18 protein-coding genes are annotated in these 20,070 nt (G+C 70.4%); 11 read left to right on the top strand and 7 right to left on the bottom strand.

The genetic code is table 11. The features are described from left to right. Window positions 1-3: 3 nt before the first annotated feature. The 3 genes from ABZ906_RS26775 to ABZ906_RS26765 all read right to left on the bottom strand — a co-directional run bounded on the left by ABZ906_RS26775 (window position 4) and on the right by ABZ906_RS26765 (window position 2,751). On the bottom strand, window positions 4-1,824 hold the full coding sequence (locus ABZ906_RS26775) for a cellulose synthase catalytic subunit (RefSeq protein WP_361386665.1): 1,821 nt from the start codon (window positions 1,822-1,824) through the stop codon (window positions 4-6). A gap of 292 nt (window positions 1,825-2,116) precedes the next feature. Continuing rightward, window positions 2,117-2,410, bottom strand: coding sequence for an MTH1187 family thiamine-binding protein (locus ABZ906_RS26770; RefSeq protein WP_249587703.1), 294 nt, complete (start codon window positions 2,408-2,410; stop codon window positions 2,117-2,119). Continuing rightward, window positions 2,407-2,751 (bottom strand): DUF3817 domain-containing protein, encoded by a 345-nt coding sequence (locus ABZ906_RS26765; RefSeq protein WP_361181350.1) that lies wholly within the window; start codon window positions 2,749-2,751, stop codon window positions 2,407-2,409. The genes ABZ906_RS26770 and ABZ906_RS26765 overlap by 4 nt, the downstream gene beginning before the upstream one ends. Window positions 2,752-2,918: 167 nt before the next feature. On the opposite strand from ABZ906_RS26765, the gene ABZ906_RS26760 reads away from it, so the two are divergent. The 4 genes from ABZ906_RS26760 to ABZ906_RS26745 all read left to right on the top strand — a co-directional run bounded on the left by ABZ906_RS26760 (window position 2,919) and on the right by ABZ906_RS26745 (window position 5,639). Further along, window positions 2,919-3,557, top strand: a complete 639-nt coding sequence (locus ABZ906_RS26760; protein ID WP_361181352.1) for an AIM24 family protein — start codon at window positions 2,919-2,921, stop codon at window positions 3,555-3,557. A 1-nt stretch (window position 3,558) separates the two neighbouring features. Continuing rightward, on the top strand, window positions 3,559-4,209 hold the full coding sequence (locus ABZ906_RS26755; RefSeq protein ID WP_361386662.1) for an AIM24 family protein: 651 nt from the start codon (window positions 3,559-3,561) through the stop codon (window positions 4,207-4,209). A gap of 14 nt (window positions 4,210-4,223) precedes the next feature. After that, complete coding sequence (locus tag ABZ906_RS26750) at window positions 4,224-5,042, top strand: AIM24 family protein (RefSeq protein WP_361386814.1); 819 nt, start codon at window positions 4,224-4,226, stop codon at window positions 5,040-5,042. 120 nt (window positions 5,043-5,162) lie between these two features. Beyond that, the gene (locus tag ABZ906_RS26745) at window positions 5,163-5,639 is read left to right on the top strand and encodes a MarR family transcriptional regulator (protein ID WP_361181356.1); all 477 of its coding nucleotides are present in this window, start codon (window positions 5,163-5,165) and stop codon (window positions 5,637-5,639) included. A 12-nt stretch (window positions 5,640-5,651) separates the two neighbouring features. Here the strand turns inward: ABZ906_RS26745 and ABZ906_RS26740 are convergent, their stop codons facing one another. Both ABZ906_RS26740 and ABZ906_RS26735 read right to left on the bottom strand, forming a co-directional pair. Then, the gene (locus ABZ906_RS26740) at window positions 5,652-7,085 is read right to left on the bottom strand and encodes a HAMP domain-containing sensor histidine kinase (protein ID WP_361386658.1); all 1,434 of its coding nucleotides are present in this window, start codon (window positions 7,083-7,085) and stop codon (window positions 5,652-5,654) included. Then, window positions 7,082-7,747 carry a response regulator transcription factor gene (locus tag ABZ906_RS26735; RefSeq protein WP_361386655.1) on the bottom strand — a complete coding sequence of 222 codons (666 nt, stop codon included), beginning with the start codon at window positions 7,745-7,747 and terminating at the stop codon, window positions 7,082-7,084. The genes ABZ906_RS26740 and ABZ906_RS26735 overlap by 4 nt, the downstream gene beginning before the upstream one ends. Window positions 7,748-7,891: 144 nt before the next feature. Here ABZ906_RS26735 and ABZ906_RS26730 point away from each other — a divergent pair, with 144 nt between their 5' ends. Further along, entirely contained in the window at window positions 7,892-8,605 is a 714-nt protein-coding gene (locus tag ABZ906_RS26730) for a PepSY domain-containing protein (RefSeq protein ID WP_361386652.1), read from the top strand. A gap of 552 nt (window positions 8,606-9,157) precedes the next feature. Here ABZ906_RS26730 and meaB read toward each other — a convergent pair. Both meaB and ABZ906_RS26720 read right to left on the bottom strand, forming a co-directional pair. After that, window positions 9,158-10,114 (bottom strand): methylmalonyl Co-A mutase-associated GTPase MeaB, encoded by a 957-nt coding sequence (gene meaB / locus ABZ906_RS26725; protein WP_361386649.1) that lies wholly within the window; start codon window positions 10,112-10,114, stop codon window positions 9,158-9,160. A gap of 82 nt (window positions 10,115-10,196) precedes the next feature. Beyond that, on the bottom strand, window positions 10,197-11,399 hold the full coding sequence (locus ABZ906_RS26720; RefSeq protein ID WP_361386646.1) for an acetyl-CoA C-acetyltransferase: 1,203 nt from the start codon (window positions 11,397-11,399) through the stop codon (window positions 10,197-10,199). A 136-nt stretch (window positions 11,400-11,535) separates the two neighbouring features. Between ABZ906_RS26720 and mce the strand changes: the two genes are divergently transcribed. The 6 genes from mce to ABZ906_RS26690 all read left to right on the top strand — a co-directional run bounded on the left by mce (window position 11,536) and on the right by ABZ906_RS26690 (window position 20,064). Next, entirely contained in the window at window positions 11,536-11,976 is a 441-nt protein-coding gene (mce, locus tag ABZ906_RS26715; RefSeq protein WP_190081910.1) for a methylmalonyl-CoA epimerase, read from the top strand. Window positions 11,977-12,207: 231 nt separating this feature from the next. Beyond that, window positions 12,208-16,125 carry a polarized growth protein Scy gene (gene scy / locus ABZ906_RS26710; RefSeq protein ID WP_361181368.1) on the top strand — a complete coding sequence of 1,306 codons (3,918 nt, stop codon included), beginning with the start codon at window positions 12,208-12,210 and terminating at the stop codon, window positions 16,123-16,125. A gap of 182 nt (window positions 16,126-16,307) precedes the next feature. Continuing rightward, window positions 16,308-17,243, top strand: a complete 936-nt coding sequence (locus tag ABZ906_RS26705) for a cellulose-binding protein (RefSeq protein WP_361181370.1) — start codon at window positions 16,308-16,310, stop codon at window positions 17,241-17,243. Window positions 17,244-17,320: 77 nt separating this feature from the next. Beyond that, window positions 17,321-18,340, top strand: coding sequence for an ABC transporter ATP-binding protein (locus ABZ906_RS26700; protein ID WP_361386643.1), 1,020 nt, complete (start codon window positions 17,321-17,323; stop codon window positions 18,338-18,340). 3 nt (window positions 18,341-18,343) lie between these two features. Next, window positions 18,344-19,114: an ABC transporter permease gene (locus ABZ906_RS26695; RefSeq protein WP_361386640.1), complete on the top strand. Its 771-nt coding sequence runs from the start codon at window positions 18,344-18,346 to the stop codon at window positions 19,112-19,114. A 122-nt stretch (window positions 19,115-19,236) separates the two neighbouring features. Then, window positions 19,237-20,064, top strand: a complete 828-nt coding sequence (locus ABZ906_RS26690) for a hypothetical protein (protein WP_361386637.1) — start codon at window positions 19,237-19,239, stop codon at window positions 20,062-20,064. The last annotated feature ends 6 nt before the right edge of the window (window positions 20,065-20,070 follow it).

Genomic DNA, 20,070 nt, shown 5'->3' with positions numbered 1-20,070 from the left:
GGGTCAGTTACCTCCTGTCGTCGTACCGGTGGCGAATGCCGGCTCCGGTTCGCCGTCCGCGCTCGCGCCTGCGGTCGCCAGGCCTTCCGCGTCCTGCCTGCCGCGCCTGCGCGCCCGCTCGCGGACCTCGCCGCGTGCCTTGCGTGCCCGGTGCTCCCTGAGCAGCGTGAAGCTCCAGATCGCGATCGGGGCGAGCGAGATGACCATGGCGAGGACGGCCCAGGTGCGCATCGCCACGTGGGTGTGGCCGAGGACGAACGAGGCGACCAGCGAGCTGGAGAGAACCGCCGCCCAGAAGAGGTGGATCCGGAAGGTGAGCACCCGGTCCGGGCTCGCGTCGCCGCCCTTGGGGGTGACCACGAAGCGGCTCGGGCGGCGTACGAGGGCGGCGCCGAGCGACTTGGCGTAGATGGGTGCGGAGAGCGCGGACATCGCCATGCCCGCGAGGCCTCCGGAGCCCTCCGGTTCGTGCGGGGAGACGTTGTGGCGCCGGTTCCAGAGGTAGAGGCCGATCTGGAGCGCCGCCGCGTCGCTGTAGAGCATCAGCCAGACCGATGCGGCGACTTGGGTGCCGGACGCCCCGAACCAGAGGAAGAGGACACAGCTCAGCACGCCGAGCAGCCAGTTGACCGCCGTCATGGGGTAGTAGACGAGCATCATCGTGTACGAGAAGAGGCGGCCGGGCGGCATCGTGAACGGTGCCTTCCAGAACTGCTTGAACAGCGTCTCGTACGTCCCGCGCGACCAGCGCATCTGCTGGGTGAAGAAGTCCGTCCAGGAGGCGGGGCCCTCGCCGACGGCGAGCACGTCCGGGGTGTAGACGGACCGCCAGTGGCGCCTGGTGGCGGGGTTCTTGTGGCGGTGCAGCTCGAAGCCGGTCGCCATGTCCTCGGTGATGGAGTCGTACAGGCCGCCGACCTGGCGGAGCGCCTGGATACGGACGACGTTGTTGGTGCCGACGAACATGGGTGCGCGGTAGCAGTTGCCGGCGCGCTGGATCAGGGCGTGGAAGAGGAACTGCTGGGATTCGGCGGCCTTGGTGACGGGGCTGTCGTAGTTCCCGTACACCTGGGGTCCGACGACGAACGCCACGTCCTGGTCCCGGAAGTAGCCCATCATCCGCTCCAGGAAGTTGGGGAGCGGTACGTGGTCGGTGTCCACGGAGGCGAAGAAGTCGTACGCGTCGCCGTGCATCGCGAGCCAGGCGTTGTAGTTGCCGTGCTTGGTGCGGGCCTTGTGGACGCCCTTCTCGCGGTTCCACTCGGGGACGCCGTTGCGGGTGAAGTGGCGTACGCCGAGTTCCGCGCAGAGCGCCTTGGCGTCGTCGTTGTCGCCCTCGTCGAGGAGCCAGACGTCGAGCGGTCCGGTGTGCCGTATCCGCATGGCGCCTTCGAGGGTGGCGCGGACCATGCCGAGGGGTTCCTTGCCCGGTACGTACGTCGTGAGGAAGGCGACGCGGGTGCCCGGTTCGGGGGTGACCGGAATCGGGTCCCTGGCCACCATCGTCGCGTGGGCGATCGAGATGACGTTGACGAGCATGAAGAGCTCGATCAGACCGATCGCGACGAGCATCGTGACGTCGAGACCGATGAGCCAGCGGTCGGCGCCCTCGCGTTCCGTCCAGTGCGTCGGCCACACGAGGTACACGAGCAGGAGGCCGGTGAGCACGGGCGCGAGTGTCATCAGGATGACGGCCCGTATTCGGTGGGGCTCACTGGAGAGAAGCTTTTTGTACTGCACCCGATAGCGGTCGCCGTCGTCCGGCTCGGTGAGCGGACCGGCGAGTGTGCTGTGGGTGTCGTAGTCGTAGCCCTCCGGCCGCACAGCGCCTCCAGGTCGTGGGTGATCTGGCTCAGGCAGGTTCAGATGAGAACTAGCCGATATCCATACAAAAGTGGAGTTTTGTCGGCGTGTCGAACCGGATGCGTCCGTGTGAGGGGTTTTACCCTGAGCGGTTTTGCTGGAGTTGCGGTGCGGCCGGGCTTCCAGATCATGAAGAAAGCCCCCGCCGGTCGGTGACCGGCGGGGGCTTCTCGGTGTGCGGGGGCGCGATTCGGGAGTCGCGGTACGGGGCTGCGGTACGGGGGCCGCGGTACGGGGGCCGCGGCAAGGGCGGCTACTCGGAGAGGTGGCGCTCCACCGTCTCGACCTTCGACGTCATCCCGTCCGTCACTCCGGGGCGGATGTCCGCCTTCATGACGACGGAGACCCGCGGCGCCCGCGCCTCGACCGCCGCGACGGCGCGCTTGACGACGTCCATCACCTCGTCCCACTCGCCCTCGACGGAGGTGAACATCGCGTCGGTCCGGTTGGGCAGGCCCGACTCACGGACGACACGGACCGCGTCGGCGACATACTCGCCCACATCCTCGCCGACGCCGAGCGGGGTCACGGAGAAGGCGACGATCATGCGCTGACGACCCCTTCGCGGCGGGCACGCGAGGCGATCACGGCGGCCTCGGCCTCACGCTTCAGCTTGCGCTCGGCGAAGAAACCGCCGGCCGGCAGGACGGAGAGGACGAAGTAGAGGGCGGCCGTCTTCACGTTCCACTTCGTGCGGTTCCAGGCGTCGAGCCAGAAGAGCACGTACAGCACGAAGAGCACGCCGTGGACCATGCCCATCACCGGGACGGCGTTGAATTCCGTGGTCCGCTTCAGCACCGAGCAGACGATCAGGAGCAGAAAGGAGACGGCCTCGGGGGCCGAGACCAGACGGAGGCGGCGGAGTGCGGAAGCGGTCTTGATGTCCACGGATCACCTTCGGTGTGAGGCGGGAGCGAGGGGGCGGGCCGCCCGGCGGCATCGATCTTGTGAATGCGCGCACAAGCGACCCCCATTGTGACATCGGGGTGTTCTCGGGATTCGCTCAGGGGCCGATGCCCTGTTCCGACCCCATATCCGACGGCTACCGTCGATACGTGGCAACGTTCCGACTGCAAGGCAGCAGGGTGCTCGCCGTGGACATGTCCGGCGACGCCGTCAAGGCGAAGAACGGCTCGATGGTCGCGTACGACGGCCGGATGGCCTTCAAGAAGATGACCGGCGGTGGCGAGGGCGTGCGGGGCATGGTGACCCGCCGCCTCACCGGCGAGCAGATGACGGTGATGGAGGTGAAGGGGCACGGCACCTGCTGGTTCGCCGACCGGGCCACCGAGATCAACCTCGTGGCGCTGCACGGCGAGAAGCTCTTCGTCGAGGCCGGCAATCTCCTGTGCACGGACGCGGGTCTGCGCACCGGCACCCATTTCACCGGCGTCCGCGGTGCCTCTCAGGGCAACGGCCTGTTCACCACGACCGTGGAGGGCTCGGGCCAGGCGGCGATCATGTCCGACGGCCCCGCGGTGGTGCTGCGGGTCAGCAGGCAGTATCCGCTGACGGTGGACCCGGGGGCGTATGTCGCGCACCAGGGGGACCTCCGCCAGAACCTCCAGTCGGGCGTCACTTTCCGTACGTTGCTGGGCGAGGGCGGCGGCGAGGCCTTCCAGATCCGCTTCGAGGGCGAGGGGCTTGTCTATGTCCAGCCCAGCGAGCGGACGACGATCGCGGGGGACGTCTGACATGCCCTTCCGGGAGATCAACTCGAAGATGGTCGAGGCGACCGTCCTGCCGGGCCAGCGGCTGTTCAGCCAGCGCGGCGCCATGCTGGCGTACAAGGGGGACGTCGCCTTCACCCCGAACGTCCAGGGCGGGCAGGGCGGCCTGGCCTCCATGATCGGCCGCCGCGTCGCGAACGAAGCGACGCCCCTGATGACCGTCGAAGGCAGCGGCACGGTCCTCTTCGGGCACGGCGGCCACCACATCCAGGTGATCAGCCTCACCGGAGACACCCTCTATGTGGAGGCGGACCGGCTGCTCGCCTTCGACGGGACGCTCCAGCAGGGCACGATGTTCATGGGCTCCCAGGGCGGCGTCATGGGCATGGTCCGCGGCCAGGTCACCGGACAGGGCCTCTTCACGACCACCCTCAAAGGGCAGGGCGCGGTCGCCGTCATGGCGCACGGCGGCGTCATCGAGGTGCCGATCACCCCGCAGCGCCCGGTCCATGTCGACCCGCAGGCCTATGTGGCGCACCACGGCGACGTGCGCAACAAACTCTCCGCCGCGCTCGGCTGGCGCGACATGGTGGGGCGGGGCTCGGGCGAGGCCTTCCAGCTGGAGCTGTCCGGGAGCGGTGCGGTGTACGTCCAGGCGTCGGAGGAGAAGCTGTGAACCCCTCAGTGCCCATGGGGCCCGCGGGAGCGCCCGCGGTCCTCGACCCGATGACGCTGCCGAGCGACGACAGCGTGAACGCGTACACCTTCTGCGTGGAACTGAAGGGGAGCCAGTGGTTCCTGCAGAAGGGCAAGATGATCGCCTACTACGGGTCGGTCGAGTTCAACGGCATCGGGCACGGCCGCCTGGACCGCCTGGTGCGCACGAGTTTCCATTCGCCCCTGCACGCGAGCGACTGGGTCGTGGCCGACGGCCAGGGCAAGATGCTCCTCGCCGACCGGGCCTTCGACGTGAATTCGTACGACCTCGAAGACGGCAACCTGACCATTCGCTCCGGCAACCTCCTCGCTTTTCAGCCAACTCTCGCGCTGAAGCAGTCCATCGTTCCGGGCTTCCTGACCCTGATCGGGACCGGGAAGTTCGTGGCCGCGTCGAACGGCCCGGTGGTCTTCATGGAACCGCCGATCCGGGTCGATCCGCAGGCCTTGGTCGGCTGGGCCGACTGCCCCTCGCCCTGCCATCACTACGACCACGGATATCTGACCGGAGTCATCGGGGGCGTGCGGGCACTGACGGGGATCGGCGGAACTTCGGGCGAGGAGCATCAGTTCGAGTTCGTGGGGGCGGGCACGGTGCTCCTGCAGTCCTCGGAGGCGCTCATGGCCGAGCAGGCGACGGGTGCGCTGCCGCAGCAGGCGGGGGTGCCGGGGAGTCAGGGCACACCGGGGCAGCACGGCCAACACGGCCAACACGGCCAACACGGACAGCAGCCGGGGCAACCGCGCCTTCCCGGACAACTGGGGGACCTCCAGCGTCGCTTCGGCCTGTGAGCGGTAGTCTGCAGAGTGTGACGGCGAACGTCTGTGCCCCTCCGTCACCAGGGGGGCAAGAGGCACGCGTCACACACCGACATTCGTTCACCTTTCAACTTCTTAGGTAGAATCGATTCCATGGAGACCGAGACGGCCCCGCAGTGGCTGACCAACGAGGAACAGTGCGCCTGGCGCACCCACGTGGAGGTCAACAGGATGCTGACCTATCAGCTCGAGAAAGACCTCCAGCCGTTCAACCTGACCATGAACGACTACGACATCCTCGTGCATCTCTCCGAATCGGACGAGAAGCGGATGCGTATGAGCGACCTCGCGGCCGCCACGCTGCAGTCCAAGAGCCGCCTGTCCCATCAGATCACCCGCATGGAGAACGCGGGCCTGGTCCGCCGGGAGAACTGCGAGTCCGACCGGCGCGGGCTCTACACCGTGCTCACGGACGAGGGCATGGAAACCATGCAGCGCGTCGCCCCGCACCACGTGGACTCCGTCCGCCGGCACTTCGTCGACCTGATCTCACCCGAAGCACTCGGCGAACTCCACAAGGCCCTGACCCCGATCGCGGAACACCTCCGCTCCCAGCGGGGCAAGCCCTGACCCGTACCGCCCTCACCGGCCAGCGGCCGGGACCCTGAGCTCGAAGAGCGCTCCCCCGCCGGGAGCCTCCCGGACCGTGAGGGTCCCGCCGTGGCGCGCGGCGACGTCGCGCGCGATGGCCAGGCCGAGCCCCGCCCCGCCGTCATCCCTGGTGCGGGCGTCGTCGAGGCGGACGAAGCGCTCGAAGATCCGGTCGCGTTCGCCCTGCGGCACACCGTCGCCGTCGTCGGCGACCTCAAGGACCGCCCACCCGCCGTCGGAGCGGGTGGCGACCGTGACGTGCGAGCTCGCGTGGCGCTGCGCGTTGTTCACCAGATTGCCGAGCACGCGCGCCAACTGGCCGCGCGATCCGGCCACTTCGGCGTTCTTGAGATCCATACGGACGTCGGCGCGGTCCCGGGTGCGCTGCGAGAGCTCCTCGCGCGCCAGGGCCGCCAGGTCCACATGGCCCTCGCCCGGCTTCTCGCCCGCGTCCAGGCGGGCGAGCAGGAGCAGATCGGCGGCCAGTTCCTGAAGCCGTACGGTGTCCTCGACCGCGCCATGGACGTCCAGCAACTCCGGGTGCGCCGCTCCCACTTCGAGCTGCGTGCGCAGGGAGGCGATGGGGCTGCGCAGTTCGTGCGAGGCGTCGGCGACGAAGCGGCGCTGGCGTTCGACCGAGGTCTGCAGGGCGGCGAGCGTCTCGTTCGTGGTCGTGGCGAGGCGGGCGATCTCGTCGTGCGTGTCCGGCTCGGGCACGCGGCGCGCGAGGTCCTCGGACGCGGTGATCTCCGCCATCTCGGAGCGGATCGCGTCCACCGGGCGCAGGGCGCGGCGCGTCACCAGCCAGGTCACCCCGGCGATCACGGCCAGGAGCACCGGGAAGCCGATGAGCATGGACGTCAGGGCCGTGGACACCGCGTTCTCCCGTGTGGCGAGCGAGGCGCCCGCGTGGACGGTGAGATCGCCCTTCGTCTCGGTGTTCACCTCGACCGCGGCGAAGCGGTAGTCCTCCGTCTCGCCGTCGACGGTGGCGGAGCCGGAGGTGAGGCGCGGCTCGTCGTCGGAGACCTCCCCCATTTCAGGGGCCTCGCTCTCGCCGTCGCCGTCGTCGTCGCCGTGGCTCTTGGGGGGCGTGGTCGCCCCCCGCACGGGCTTCACGGCGTCGACGCCCGTGCCGCTGATGCGCTCCAGGTCCTCGGTGGCGGCGACGAGCCGTCCCTTGCCGTCGACGACCTGCACCGGATGTTCCTCGTCGTCCAGGTCCAGATCGCCGTAGGCCGTGTTGCCCGCGAGCTGCGAGGCCACCCCGCGGGCCGCGGACTCCGCCTGGCCGCCCGCCTGGTCGGTCAGACTGGCGCGCAGCGAGAGCAGCACGGCGGCGCCCGCGGCGACCAGCGCGATGGCCACGACGACGCTGGCGCCGAGCGTGGCGCGGGCCCGTACGGAACTGAAGAAGCGCTTCATCGGGGGGTCTCCAGGCGGTATCCGGCGCCGCGCACCGTCTTGATCAACTGCGCCCCGAGCTTGCGCCGCAGGGCGCTGATGTACACCTCGACGATGTTGGGGTCGCCCTCGTAGGCGAAGTCCCAGACGTGTTCGAGGATGTCGCCCTTGGAGACCACCTCGCCGGTGCGCAGGACGAGTTGCTCCAGGACCGCGAACTCCTTCGCGGTGAGCGTCACCTCGTCGTCTGCGCGAAAGACACGGCGTGCCGCGGTGTCGATCTTCAGGTCGCCGAGGGTGTGGACGGGGGACGGGCCCGCGTTGCCGCGGCGGCGCAGGAGCGCCTTCACGCGGGCCACGAGCACGACGTACGAGAAGGGCTTGGTGAGGTAGTCGTCGGCGCCCGTGTCGAGCCCTTCGGCCTCGTCGTACTCCCCGTCCTTGGCCGTGAGCATCAGGATCGGTACGTCGTGTCCGGCGGCGCGCAGGGTGGAGCAGACGCGGTAGCCGTTCATGCCGGGCAGCATGATGTCAAGGATGACCAGGTCGTACGTGCCCTCGCTCGCCCGGTGCAGTCCGTCGACGCCGTCGTGCACGACGTCCACGGCGTAGCCCTCGGCCGTCAGGCCCTTGGCGAGCGACAGGGCCAGCCGCTTTTCGTCCTCCACGATCAACAGGCGCATGCGTTCAGGGTCCCAGAGCGAACCTGAAGAGTTCTTCAGGTGGCTTCAGCTTGGCTTCAGGGTCGTTCAGCCAGATTGGTTCTTGTCGAAAGCGAACGGCAGCGGCCCATCGGCCGCGGGCCACCGACTCGGGAGGAACCCCTCATGAAGCGCAACATCGTCATCGCCACCGTCGCAGCCCTGGCCCTCGTCGGGGGCGGCACCGCGACAGCGCTCGCCAGCAGCGGCGACGACGAGTCGTCGGCCGCCGCGAAGAAGTCGAGCGTTCAGCTGAAGAACGACGACCGGGACAACGACCGTGACGACGACCGGTACGACGACGATCGGAACGACGACCGCAACGACGACCGGGACGACGCCAAGGAGAACACCGCCGAGGTGAAGGCCGCCAAGCTGACGGCGGCCGACGCGATCAAGGCGGCCCTCGCGAGCCAGTCCGGTACGGCGGTCTCCGCCGAACTGGACGACGAGGACAACGGCGGTCTGGTCTGGGACGTCGACGTGCTCGGCAAGAGCAGCACGTGGCACAGCGTGCAGGTCGACCCCGGCACCGGCAAGGTCCTCGGCTCGCACACCGAGCAGGACGAGGACGGCGACGCCGGGCGTGTGGCCGCCGCCCTGAAGGGTGCGTCCACCTCGGCCGAGGACGCGGCGAAGGCTGCCGCCGCCAAGGGCACGGTGACGTCCGTGGACCTGGACGACGACGGTACGGCCAAGGCCTGGGAGGCGGAGACTGCCTCCGGCAAGGGTGCGGAGTCCGACTGGAAGGTCGACCTGCAGTCCGGCAAGGTCACGGCCGACAAGTCGGACAGCCACGACAACGACTCGGACGACGACGACAACGACTCCGACGACTAATAACTCCCCCGTCCCCACCCATCAGCGAGCCGCCCCGCAGAGTCCCCTGCGGGGCGGCTCGCTGCCGCGGGGGCTGTGCGGGGGCGGCTCGCTGACGCGGGGGTGATGCGGGGCGACTCGCTGACGCGGGGGCGATGCGGGACGGCTCGCTGCCGCGGGGGCGATGCGGGGCCGCTTGCTTGCTACTGCGGGGCCCCTGTGGGGGGCGCTCGCTGTCGCGGGTTCTCTGCGGGGCCGCTTGCTGGCGCTTGCTGTTGCAACCGCCCAAGCCGCCCGCTTCGCGGCGGAGTTTTCCCCGCCCACCCACCCGATGACGCGGGGTATTCGGGTGGGCGGGCGGGAGAAAATCGCCGCGAAGCGGCGCCTAGTCCGCCCGCAGACGGGCAAAGACACCGCAGCCCCCCGCAAGGCCAGCGCCAGCACCAAGCCCGGCCGCATGGCCGGCGAGGGCGTCACGCCCGGCCGCAAGGCCAGCGAAGGCCCCGCAAACGAAGCAGGCCGGCCCGAGCCGGCGGAGCCGCGTTGCCCCGGGCACCCGGAATCGCCCAGCCCTCAGCCCGAGGTAATGCTCTCCACGAGTTCATCCGCCGCCGAGTAAGGATCAAGCTCCCCCGCGACGATCCGCTCCGCGAGCGCGGAGAGCCTCGCGTCCCCGTGCAGATCCGCGATCCGCTCCCGCAGGGCCGTGACCGCGATCGTCTCGACCTCCCGCGCGGCCCGCGCCGCCCGGCGCTCCGCGAGGACCCCCCGCTCCTCCATCCACGCCCGGTGCTTCTCCAGGGACTCGACGACCTCGTCGGTCCCCTCGCCCCGCGCGGCCACCGTCTTCACGATGGGCGGCCGCCAGTCCCCCGCGGCGCGGGACTCCCCGAGCCCCAGCATGTGGTTCAGCTCGCGCGCGGTCGCGTCCGCGCCGTCCCGGTCCGCCTTGTTCACGACGTACACATCGCCGATCTCCAGGATTCCGGCCTTCGCCGCCTGGATCCCGTCGCCCATCCCGGGGGCGAGCAGGACCACCGACGTGTCCGCCTGGGAGGCGATCTCCACCTCGGACTGGCCCACGCCGACCGTCTCGACGAGGACGACGTCGCAGCCCGCCGCGTCGAGGACCCGGATCGCCTGCGGCGCCGACCACGCGAGGCCGCCGAGGTGGCCGCGCGTCGCCATCGAGCGGATGTAGACCCCGGGGTCGGAGGCGTGCTCCGACATCCGGACCCGGTCACCGAGCAGCGCGCCCCCGGAGAACGGGGACGACGGGTCGACGGCGAGGACGCCGACCCGCTTGCCCGCCCGCCGGTACGCGGACACGAGCGCCGACGTCGAAGTCGACTTGCCGACACCGGGCGACCCCGTGAGGCCCACCACGTACGCGTGCCCCGCCAGCGGAGCCAGCGCCGCCATGACCTCGCGGAGCTGCGGTGACGCCCCCTCGACCAGTGAGATCAGCCGGGCCACGGCCCGTGGCCTGCCCTCGCGGGCCTGTGCCACCAGGGAGGGGACGTCCTGCATGTCAGACAGCTCCGTTCCTAGACGTAGACGTAGAGGTAGACGTAGGCGTAACGATGGACAGGGCCTACCCGCGCTGGGCGCGTCAGGCCTTCGCCACCTTCACGATCAGCGCGTCACCCTGCCCGCCGCCACCGCACAGCGCGGCCGCGCCCACGCCGCCGCCCCGCCGCTTCAGCTCGAGGGCGAGGTGCAGGACGACGCGGGCGCCGGACATGCCGATCGGATGGCCGAGGGCGATGGCACCGCCGTTGACGTTGACCTTTTCCGAGGACACCCCGAGGTCCTTCATTGACTGCACCGCGACCGCGGCGAAGGCCTCGTTGATCTCGATGAGGTCGAGGTCCGCGACGTCCAGGCCCTCCTTCTTCAGGGCGTGCTGGATCGCGTTCGACGGCTGCGACTGGAGCGAGTTGTCCGGGCCCGCCACGTTGCCGTGCGCGCCGATCTCCGCGATCCACGCCAGGCCCAGCTCCTCGGCCTTGGCCTTGGACATCACCACGACCGCCGCCGCACCGTCGGAGATCTGCGAGGACGTGCCCGCCGTGATCGTGCCGTCCTTGGTGAAGGCCGGGCGCAGCTTGCCCAGGGACTCCACGGTCGTCTCGCCGCGGATGCCCTCGTCCTTGGAGAACAGGACCGGGTCGCCCTTGCGCTGCGGGATCTCGACGGGGGTGATCTCGGCCTCGAAGATGCCGTTCTTCTGCGCGGCCGCGGCCCGCTGGTGGGAGGCGGCGGCGATCTCGTCCTGCTCGGGGCGGGCGATGCCGAGGCGGGTGTTGTGCTTCTCCGTGGACTCGCCCATGGCGATGTTCTCGGTGGAGTCGGTCAGGCCGTCGTACGCCATGGAGTCGAGCATCTCGACGGCGCCGTACTTGAAGCCCTCGCGCGACTTCGGGAGGAGGTGCGGCGCGTTGGTCATCGACTCCTGGCCGCCGGCGACGACGACGTCGAACTCGCCCGCGCGGATCAGCTGGTCGGCGAGCGCGATCGCGTCGAGCCCGGAGAGGCACACCTTGTTGACGGTGAGCGCGGGGACGTTCATCGGGATGCCCGCCTTGACGGCGGCCTGACGTGCCGGGATCTGCCCTGCCCCGGCCGTGAGGACCTGCCCCATGATCACGTACTGCACCTGGTCGCCGCCGATGCCGGCCCGGTCGAGCGCGGCCTTGATCGCGAAACCGCCCAGGTCCGCGCCGGAGAAGGACTTCAGGGAGCCGAGCAGGCGGCCCATGGGCGTTCGTGCGCCCGCGACGATCACTGAGGTGGTACCGGTCGTTCCAGACATGTGCCACGGCCCCTTGGGAGGAGGAGTTAATGAGGGTTTACTTGAATGTACTGAGCGGTACGCCGCGCGTCACCGGGCCTTCGGTGTGATCGCGCGCACGTTGCGTAATCACCGCCGGAAGGGCTGCACTTAAAACATGCTGACGCGAATCGACCACATCGGGATCGCCTGTTTCGACCTCGACAAGACCGTCGAGTTCTACCGGGAGACTTATGGCTTCACGGTGTTCCACACCGAAGTCAACGAAGAGCAGGGTGTGCGCGAGGCCATGCTCAAGATCAATGAGACGAGTGACGGCGGCGCCTCCTACCTGCAACTTCTCGAACCGACCCGCGACGACTCCGCCGTGGGCAAATGGCTCGCGAAGAACGGCGAGGGCGTGCACCACATCGCCTTCGGCACCGCGGATGTGGACGGCGACGCCGCCGCGGTCAAGGAAAAGGGCGTACGTGTCCTTTATGAGGAGCCCAGGATCGGTTCCATGGGATCCCGTATCACCTTCCTGCACCCCAAGGACTGTCACGGAGTGCTGACCGAACTCGTCACCTCGGCTGCCCAGGAGTCACCGGAGCACTGACCTCCGCATACTTGGGCCGGTAGGGTTGGGGTCGGCCGTCCGAAGTAGGGGCGGCCGGTCGTCCGTACGCTGGGCGGCCGCTTGCCGGGGTCCGGGTTTCGGGGGACGAGCGTCGGGGCAGCAGCCCATGCTCTGCTGTTGATCTGACACCATTCCCCGTGGGCCCCGTTCGGCGGATGGACAGGGCTCGTACGAAGAGACTTGCGACCAGGGGACGGATGGGACCGCGCAGTGCGGGGCTACGAACGCCAAGAGAGCTCGCGGGCTGAGACGGACCATCTTTCGCGGTTCGAGGCCGAGATGGACCGGCTGAAGACCGAGCGAGAGAAGGCTGTTCAGCACGCCGAAGACCTCGGCTACCAGGTCGAGGTGTTGCGCGCCAAGCTGCACGAGGCGCGCCGCAACCTCGCGTCCCGCCCTGCCTATGACGGCGCGGACATCGGCTACCAGGCCGAGCAGTTGCTCCGTAATGCCCAGATCCAGGCCGATCAGCTGCGCCAGGACGCCGAGCGGGAGCTGCGCGACGCCCGTGCGCAGACCCAGCGGATCCTCCAGGAGCACGCCGAGCAGCAGGCCAGGCTCCAGTCCGAGCTGCACTCCGAGGCGGTGTCACGGCGTCAGCAGCTCGACCAGGAGCTGTCCGAGCGCCGCCAGACCGTCGAGTCGCACGTCAACGAGAACGTGGCGTGGGCCGAGCAGCTGCGGGCGCGCACGGAGCAGCAGGCGCGCCGCCTGCTCGACGAGTCGCGCGCCGAGGCCGACCAGGCCCTGGCCGCCGCCCGCGCCGAGGCCGAGCGCGTGGCCGACGAGGCCCGCCAGCGCCTGTCGAGCGACGCCGAGGCGGCCCGCGCCGAGGCCGAGACGATCCTGCGCCGGGCCCGCACGGACGCCGAGCGCCTTCTGAACGCCGCGTCCACGCAGGCGCAGGAGGCCACCGACCACGCGGAGCAGCTGCGCTCCACCACGGCCACCGAGTCCGAGCAGGCGCGCCGCCAGGCGACCGAGTCGAGCCGGGCCGCCGAGCAGCGCATGGCGGAGGCCGAGACGGCCCTGCGCGAGGCGCGCACGGAGGCGGACAAGGTCGTCGCCGAGGCGAAGGACCTCGCGGCGAAACAGCTGTCGGCCGCCGAGGGCGCCAACGAACAGCGCACGCGCACCGCCAAGGAGCAGGTGGCTCGCCTGGTCGGGGAGGCCACGAAGGAGGCCGAGGCCACCAAGTCCGAGGCCGAGCAGCTCGTCGCCGACGCCCGCGCCGAGGCCGAGCAGTTGATCAAGGACGCCGGCGAGAAGGCGCGCACGATCACCGCCGAGGAGACCGCGGGCCAGCTCGCCAAGGCGGCCCGCACGGCGGAGGACGTACTCGACAAGGCGTCCAAGGACGCCAAGGAGACGACGAAGGCCGCCACCGAGGAGGCCGAGCGGATCCGCACCGAGGCCGAGGCCGAGGCGGACCGGCTGCGTGCCGAGGCGCACGACATCGCCGAGCAGCTCAAGGGCACGGCGAAGGACGACACCAAGGAGTACCGCGCCAAGACCGTCGAGCTGCAGGAGGAGGCGCGCCGTCTGCGCGGCGAGGCCGAGCAGCTGCGGGCCGACGCGGTCACCGAGGGTGAGCGGATCCGCGGCGAGGCCCGGCGCGAGGTCGTCCAGCAGATCGAGGAGGCGGCCAAGTCCGCCGAGGAGCTGCTCGCCAAGGCGAAGGCCGACGCGGAGGAGCTGCGGACCGCCGCGGCCGCCGACAGCGACCGTGTGCGCACGGAGGCCATCGAGCGCGCCACGTCCCTGCGCAAGCAGGCCGAGGAGACCCTGGAGCGCACCCGCGGGGAGGCCGAGCGGCACCGCGAGGAGGCCGCCGAGCAGGCCGAGACCACGAAGTCCGAGGCCGAGGACGCCGCCCGGGCGCTGCACGAGGAGACCGAGCGGGCGATAGCGGCACGTCAGGCCGAGGCGGCCGACGAGCTGACGCGTCTGCACACGGAGGCCGAGGAGCGTCTCGCCTCCGCCGAGCAGGCGCTGACCGACGCCCGCGCCGAGGCCGAGCGCATCCGCAAGGAGGCGTCGGACGAGACGGACCGCGTCCGCGCGGAGTCCGCCGAGCGGATCCGCACCCTTCAGTCGCAGGCCGAGACCGAGGCCGAGCGGCTGCGCACCGAGGCCGCCGCCGATGCCTCGCAGGCGCGCGCCGAGGGCGAGAACATCGCCGTGCGGTTGCGTTCGGACGCCGCCGCCGAGGCCGAGCGGCTCAAGACCGAGGCCCAGGAGTCGGCCGACCGGCTGCGCTCGGAGGCGGCAGCCGCCGCCGAGCGGGTGGGCGCGGAGGCCGCGGAGGCCCTGTCGGCCGCCCAGGAGGAGGCCGCCAGGCGCCGCCGCGAGGCCGAGGAGACCCTCAGCTCCGCGCGCGCCGAGGCCGACCAGGAGCGCGAGCGGGCCCGCGAGCAGAGCGAGGAGCTTCTCGCCTCCGCCCGCAAACGCGTCGAGGAGGCCCAGGCGGAGGCCGTGCGTCTCGTCGAGGAGGCCGACCGCAGGGCCACCGAGATGGTCTCGAGCGCCGAGCAGACCGCCCAGTCCGTACGGGATTCCGTGTCGGGCCTCCAGGAGTCGGCGCAGGAAGAGATCGCGGGCCTGCGCAGCGCCGCCGAGCATGCCGCGGAGCGCACCCGGACCGAGGCGCAGGAGGAGGCGGACCGCGTCCGCTCCGACGCGTACGCCGAGCGGGAGCGCGCCACGGAGGACGTCAACCGCGCCCGGCGCGAGGCGAGCGAGGAAACGGAAGCCGCCAAGTCTCTTGCCGAGCGCACGGTTTCGGAGGCGATCGCGGAGGCCGAGCGGCTGCGTTCGGACGCCTCCGAGCACGCCCAGCGTTCGCGCACCGAGGCTTCGGACGCGATCGCGACGGCCGAGCAGGACGCGTCCCGCACCCGTGCCGACGCCCGCGAGGACGCCAACCGCATCCGCAGCGACGCCGCGAGCCAGGCCGACCAGTTGATCGGCGAGGCGCGCGGCGAGGCGGAGCGGCTGCAGAACGAGACGGTCGCGGAGGCCGAGCGGCTCCAGACCGAGACCGCCGCGGAGACCGACCGGCTGCGCCGGGAGGCGGCTTCGGAGGCCGAGCGGGTGCGCTCGGAGTCCGTGGCCAAGGCCGAGAAGCTCATCGCGGACGCCACGGGCGACGCGGAGCGGCTTCGCGCGGACGCCGCCGAGACGGTCGGCTCCGCCCAGCAGCACGCCGAGCGCATCCGTTCCGACGCCGAGCGCGTCAAGGCGGAGGCGGCGGCCGAGGCCGAGCGGCTCACCTCGCGGGCGCGGGACGAGGCCGAGCAGACCAAGGACGAGGCGCGCAAGGAAGCCAACAAGCGCCGCTCCGAGGCGGCCGAGCAGGTCGACACGCTCATCACGGAGGCCGTGGCCGAGGCCGAGAAGCTGACGACCGACGCCCAGGAGAAGGCGCTCAAGGCCACCACGGACGCGGAGGCGCAGGCCGACACGATGGTCGGGGCCGCGCGTGCGGAGGCGGACCGCCTTGTCTCCGAGGCGACGGTCGAGGGCAACTCCGCGGTGGAGAAGGCCCGTACGGACGCGGACGAACTGCTCGTCGGCGCCCGCAGGGACGCGACGGCCATAAGGGAGCGCTCCGAGGAGCAGCGCGACCGTCTCACCGCCGAGATCGAGGAGTTGCACGAGCGTGCGCGCCGCGAGTCGGCCGAGGCGATGAAGACCGCGGGCGAACGTTGCGACGCTCTGGTGAAGGCCGCGGAGGAGCAGCTCGCCGAGGCCGAGGCGAAGGCCAAGGAGCTGGTGTCGGACGCGAGTTCCGAGGCCGGTAAGGTGCGGATCTCCGCCGTGAAGCGTGCCGAGGCGCTGCTCAAGGAGGCCGAGACGAAGGTCGCCGAGCTGGTGCGGGACGCCGAGCGCGTCAAGGCGGAGGCACAGGCCGAAGCGGAGCGTACGGTTGACGAGGGCAAACGCGAGCTCGAGGTTCTGGTCCGGCGGCGCGAGGACATCAACGCCGAGATTTCCCGTGTCCAGGACGTGCTGGAGGCGTTGGAGTCTTTTGAGGCTCCACCGGTCGCCGGCGCGAAGGACGGTGGGGTCAAGGCCGGTGCAGCCGCGGGATCAACTCGATCGGGTGGCAAGCCGTCTGAGGGCTAGCCAAAGAACATCGGGCGTGCTTTGTAAGGACCTTCGGCACTGTCGCTGGCAAGTGCTCCGGCGGTTAGCCACTCAAAAGGGGTGTCATTCTCCAGATCAAACGGGCATCCGCTCGATGACACGCCGCTTGGACCCCTAGGATTCCCCCTATCACCTCACCGGTCTCATTCGACAGGAACCCCATGAGCGACACTTCCCCCTACGGCTTCGAGCTTGTGCGGCGTGGGTACGACCGCGCTCAGGTGGACGAACGTATCTCCAAGCTCGTCTCCGACCGTGACAGCGCTCTTGCTCGTATCACTGCTCTGGAAAAGCGCATTGAGGAGCTCCACCTCGAGACGCAGAACGCGCAGGCCCAGGTGGCCGACGCCGAACCGTCTTACGCGGGTCTCGGCGCACGCGTCGAGAAGATCCTCCGCCTCGCCGAGGAGGAGGCGAAGGACCTGCGCGAGGAGGCCCGTCGCGCAGCCGAGCAGCACCGCGAGCTCGCCGAGTCGGCGGCCCAGCAGGTGCGCAACGACGCCGAGTCGTTCGCGGCCGAGCGCAAGGCCAAGGCGGAGGACGAGGGCGTCCGGATCGTCGAGAAGGCCAAGGGCGAGGCGGGCGCGCTGCGCAGCGAGGCGCAGAAGGACGCCCAGCAGAAGCGCGAGGAGGCGGACGCCCTCTTCGAGGAGACCCGCGCCAAGGCCGCCCAGGCCGCGGCCGACTTCGAGACGAACCTCGCCAAGCGCCGGGAGCAGTCCGAGCGTGACCTGGCCTCGCGTCAGGCCAAGGCCGAGAAGCGCCTCGCGGAGATCGAGCACCGTGCCGAGCAGTTGCGCCTCGAGGCGGAGAAGCTGCGGACGGACGCCGAGCGTCGTGCCCGTCAGACCGTGGAGACCGCTCAGCGTCAGGCCGAGGACATCGTCGCGGACGCGAACGCCAAGGCCGACCGGATCCGGAGCGAATCCGAGCGCGAGCTCGCGGCGCTGACCAACCGTCGTGACAGCATCAACGCCCAGCTCACCAACGTGCGCGAAATGCTGGCCACCCTTACGGGTGCGGCCGTCGCCGCCGCGGGTACGCCCGCCGACGACGAGCCCGTCTCTCGTGGGGTTCCCGCCCAGCAGACCCGGTAAGGCCGTCCCCACGAGGCCTGCGAAGCCTCCTGTCACTCCAAGTGGCAGGGGGCTTCGTCCCGTTTTAGCGTGTCCGCATGATCGAGCTCGAGGGGCTGACCAAGCGGTACGGCGAGAAGATGGCCGTCAACGACCTCACCTTCACCGTGCATCCGGGCATCGTCACCGGCTTTCTCGGGCCGAACGGGGCGGGCAAGTCCACGACGATGCGGATGATGCTGGGGCTCGACAACCCCACGGCGGGGGCCGCCCGGATCGACGGCAAGCGGTACGCGCAGCTGAAGGACCCCCTCAAGTACATCGGCGCCCTGCTCGACGCCAAGGCCATGCACGGCGGGCGCAGCGCCTTCAATCACCTCCTCTGCCTCGCGCAGAGCAACGGCATCCCGCGCGCCCGCGTCCACGAGGTGCTCGACACGGTGGGCCTGACCCGGGTCGCCAAGAAGAAGGCCAAGGGGTTCTCGCTCGGCATGGGCCAGCGGCTCGGCATCGCGGGGGCGTTGCTCGGCGACCCCGAGATCCTGATGTTCGACGAGCCGGTGAACGGGCTCGACCCCGAGGGCATCCACTGGATCCGCAATCTGATGAAGTCCCTCGCCGCGCAGGGCCGCACGGTCTTCGTCTCCTCCCACCTGATGAGCGAGATGGCGCTGACCGCCGACCACCTCGTCGTCATCGGGCAGGGGCGGCTCCTCGCCGACACCTCCATGGCGGAGTTCATCCGCCAGAACTCACGCTCGTACGTCCGACTGCGCTCCCCGGAGCGCGAGCGGCTCCTCGACGCGCTGCACCAGGAGGGCGTCACCGCCGTGGAGGCGGGCAACGGCGTCCTCGAAGTCGACGGCACCCCGTCGGAGGACCTGGGCGAGCTCGCCGCGCGGCACCAACTCGTGCTGCACGAACTGAGCCCCCAGCAGGCTTCCCTGGAGGAGGCCTTCATGCAGCTCACCGCGGAGTCGGTGGAGTATCACGCACATGCCGATCACGCGGCCCCCGGCGCCGCCCCGCCGCCGCCCGGATCAGCCGGACCGCCCGGACCGTCCACCCCGGGCGAGGGCTGGGACGCGGGCTGGCAACAGCAGAAGAAGAGGTCCTGAGCGATGGCCGCGACGCAGGTACTGAAGTCGGAGTGGACCAAGATCCGCTCGGTCTCGTCGACCGTGTGGACGCTGGGTCTCGCCCTGGTGGTCACGGTCGGGCTCGGCCTGTTGATCAGCATTCTGGCGAAGAACGACTACGACAGCCTCAACGCCCAGGACCGCCGGGTGTTCGACCCGACGTTCACCAGCTTCGCCGGTACGAGCCTCGGCCAGCTCGCGATGATCGTCTTCGGGGTGCTCGTCGTCTCGAACGAGTACAGCACCGGCATGATCCGCACCTCGCTCTCCGCGGTCCCGCAGCGCGCGACCTTCATGGCGAGCAAGGTCGCGGTCGCCACCCTGCTCTCTCTGGTGGTGGGCCTGGTCACGAGCTTCATCTCATTCTTCCTGGGTCAGGCGATGCTCGGCGAGCACAAGGCGCTGATCAGCGATCCGGGTGTGCTGCGCGCGGTGATCGGCGGCGGGCTCTACATGACGCTCATCGCGATGTTCTCGATGGGCGTCGCGATGATGCTGCGCAGCCCGATGCTCTCGCTCGGCATCCTGATGCCGTTCTTCTTCCTGATCTCCAGCATCCTGGGCAACGTCTCCGCCACGAAGAAGATCGGGCGTTTCCTCCCCGACCAGGCGGGCAGCAAGATCATGCAGGTGAAGACCCCGCTGGACGACGACAGCCCGTACGGTCCCTGGGGCGGGCTCGCGGTCATGGTGGTATGGGTGCTGCTGGCGCTGATGGGCGGCTATGTGCTCTTGAAGAAACGGGACGCGTAGCGCTTCGCTGGGATTGCGGGGATTGCGGGTATTGCTGAGATGAAACCGCGGGCCGGTGGGGGCTCGTCGCGCCGTTCCCCGCGCCCCTTACGGCGCTCGGTGCCGTCCGCCGAAGGGACGCCGTGCCCGAGGACCTGAGTCTCGCCGCGCTCGGCCTCGACGTCGTGCCCGCGTTGCGGCCCCTCGCCTATCCCGGGTGTCCCGCCCCCTGGCCCGCCCTCCTGACCGGCGACGAGCTTCTTCCCCTCGGTGTGCGTGCGCTGCCGCTCGGGCGGTGGTCCGTGGCGGGGCGGGCGCTCGACGACGTGCTCGGCGAGCGGGGGCAGGCGCCCGTCGGCCGCAGGCATCCGGTGATCGCCGTCGGGTCGAACGCGTCGCCCGCCCAGGTCGCGTACAAGCTGCTCCGGCGCGGTATCTCCGCAGCCGTGCCGATGGTCCCGGTCACGGTGCGCGGCATCGCGGTGGGCTGCTCGGCGCACATCGCGCGTGCCGGGTATGTGGCGGCGGCGCCCTATCGCGCCGATCCGGCGGCCGAGACCTCCCTCGTCGTGAGCTGGCTCGACGAGGAGCAGTTCCGGGCGGTCGACGAGACGGAGTTCCCCAACTACCGGCGCGCACTGATCACGGGCGACGACTCCGGGTTGGTCCTGCCGTCCGGGGAGAAGCTCGACGGCGCGTATCTCTACGTCAGCTCGTTCGGCATTCTCACGGAGCCGGGCGCCGGAACGCCCCGCCCCGGCGGCGGCCCCCAGGCCACGCTGCTCGCCTCGCTGCTCAAGGCGTCGCCGCGTCTGCGGGACCTGCTCGGCCCCGACCCCGCGAGCTGGGTACGCAGGGCCGCCGCCGACCCCGCGGTGCGCGAGTCCGGCGCCCGCGTCTTCGGCGAGGAGAGCTGGGTCCTGCGGCAGCCGGGCTTCCTGCCGTACGCCGGCGGGGCGGCCGGGCTCTGACGGCTG

The sequence above is a fragment of the Streptomyces sp. NPDC046925 genome (assembly GCF_040644915.1).
Lineage (GTDB): Bacteria > Actinomycetota > Actinomycetes > Streptomycetales > Streptomycetaceae > Streptomyces.
Note: the sequence above shows the minus strand (reverse complement) of the source record. Positions and strands in the feature narration are given on the sequence as shown.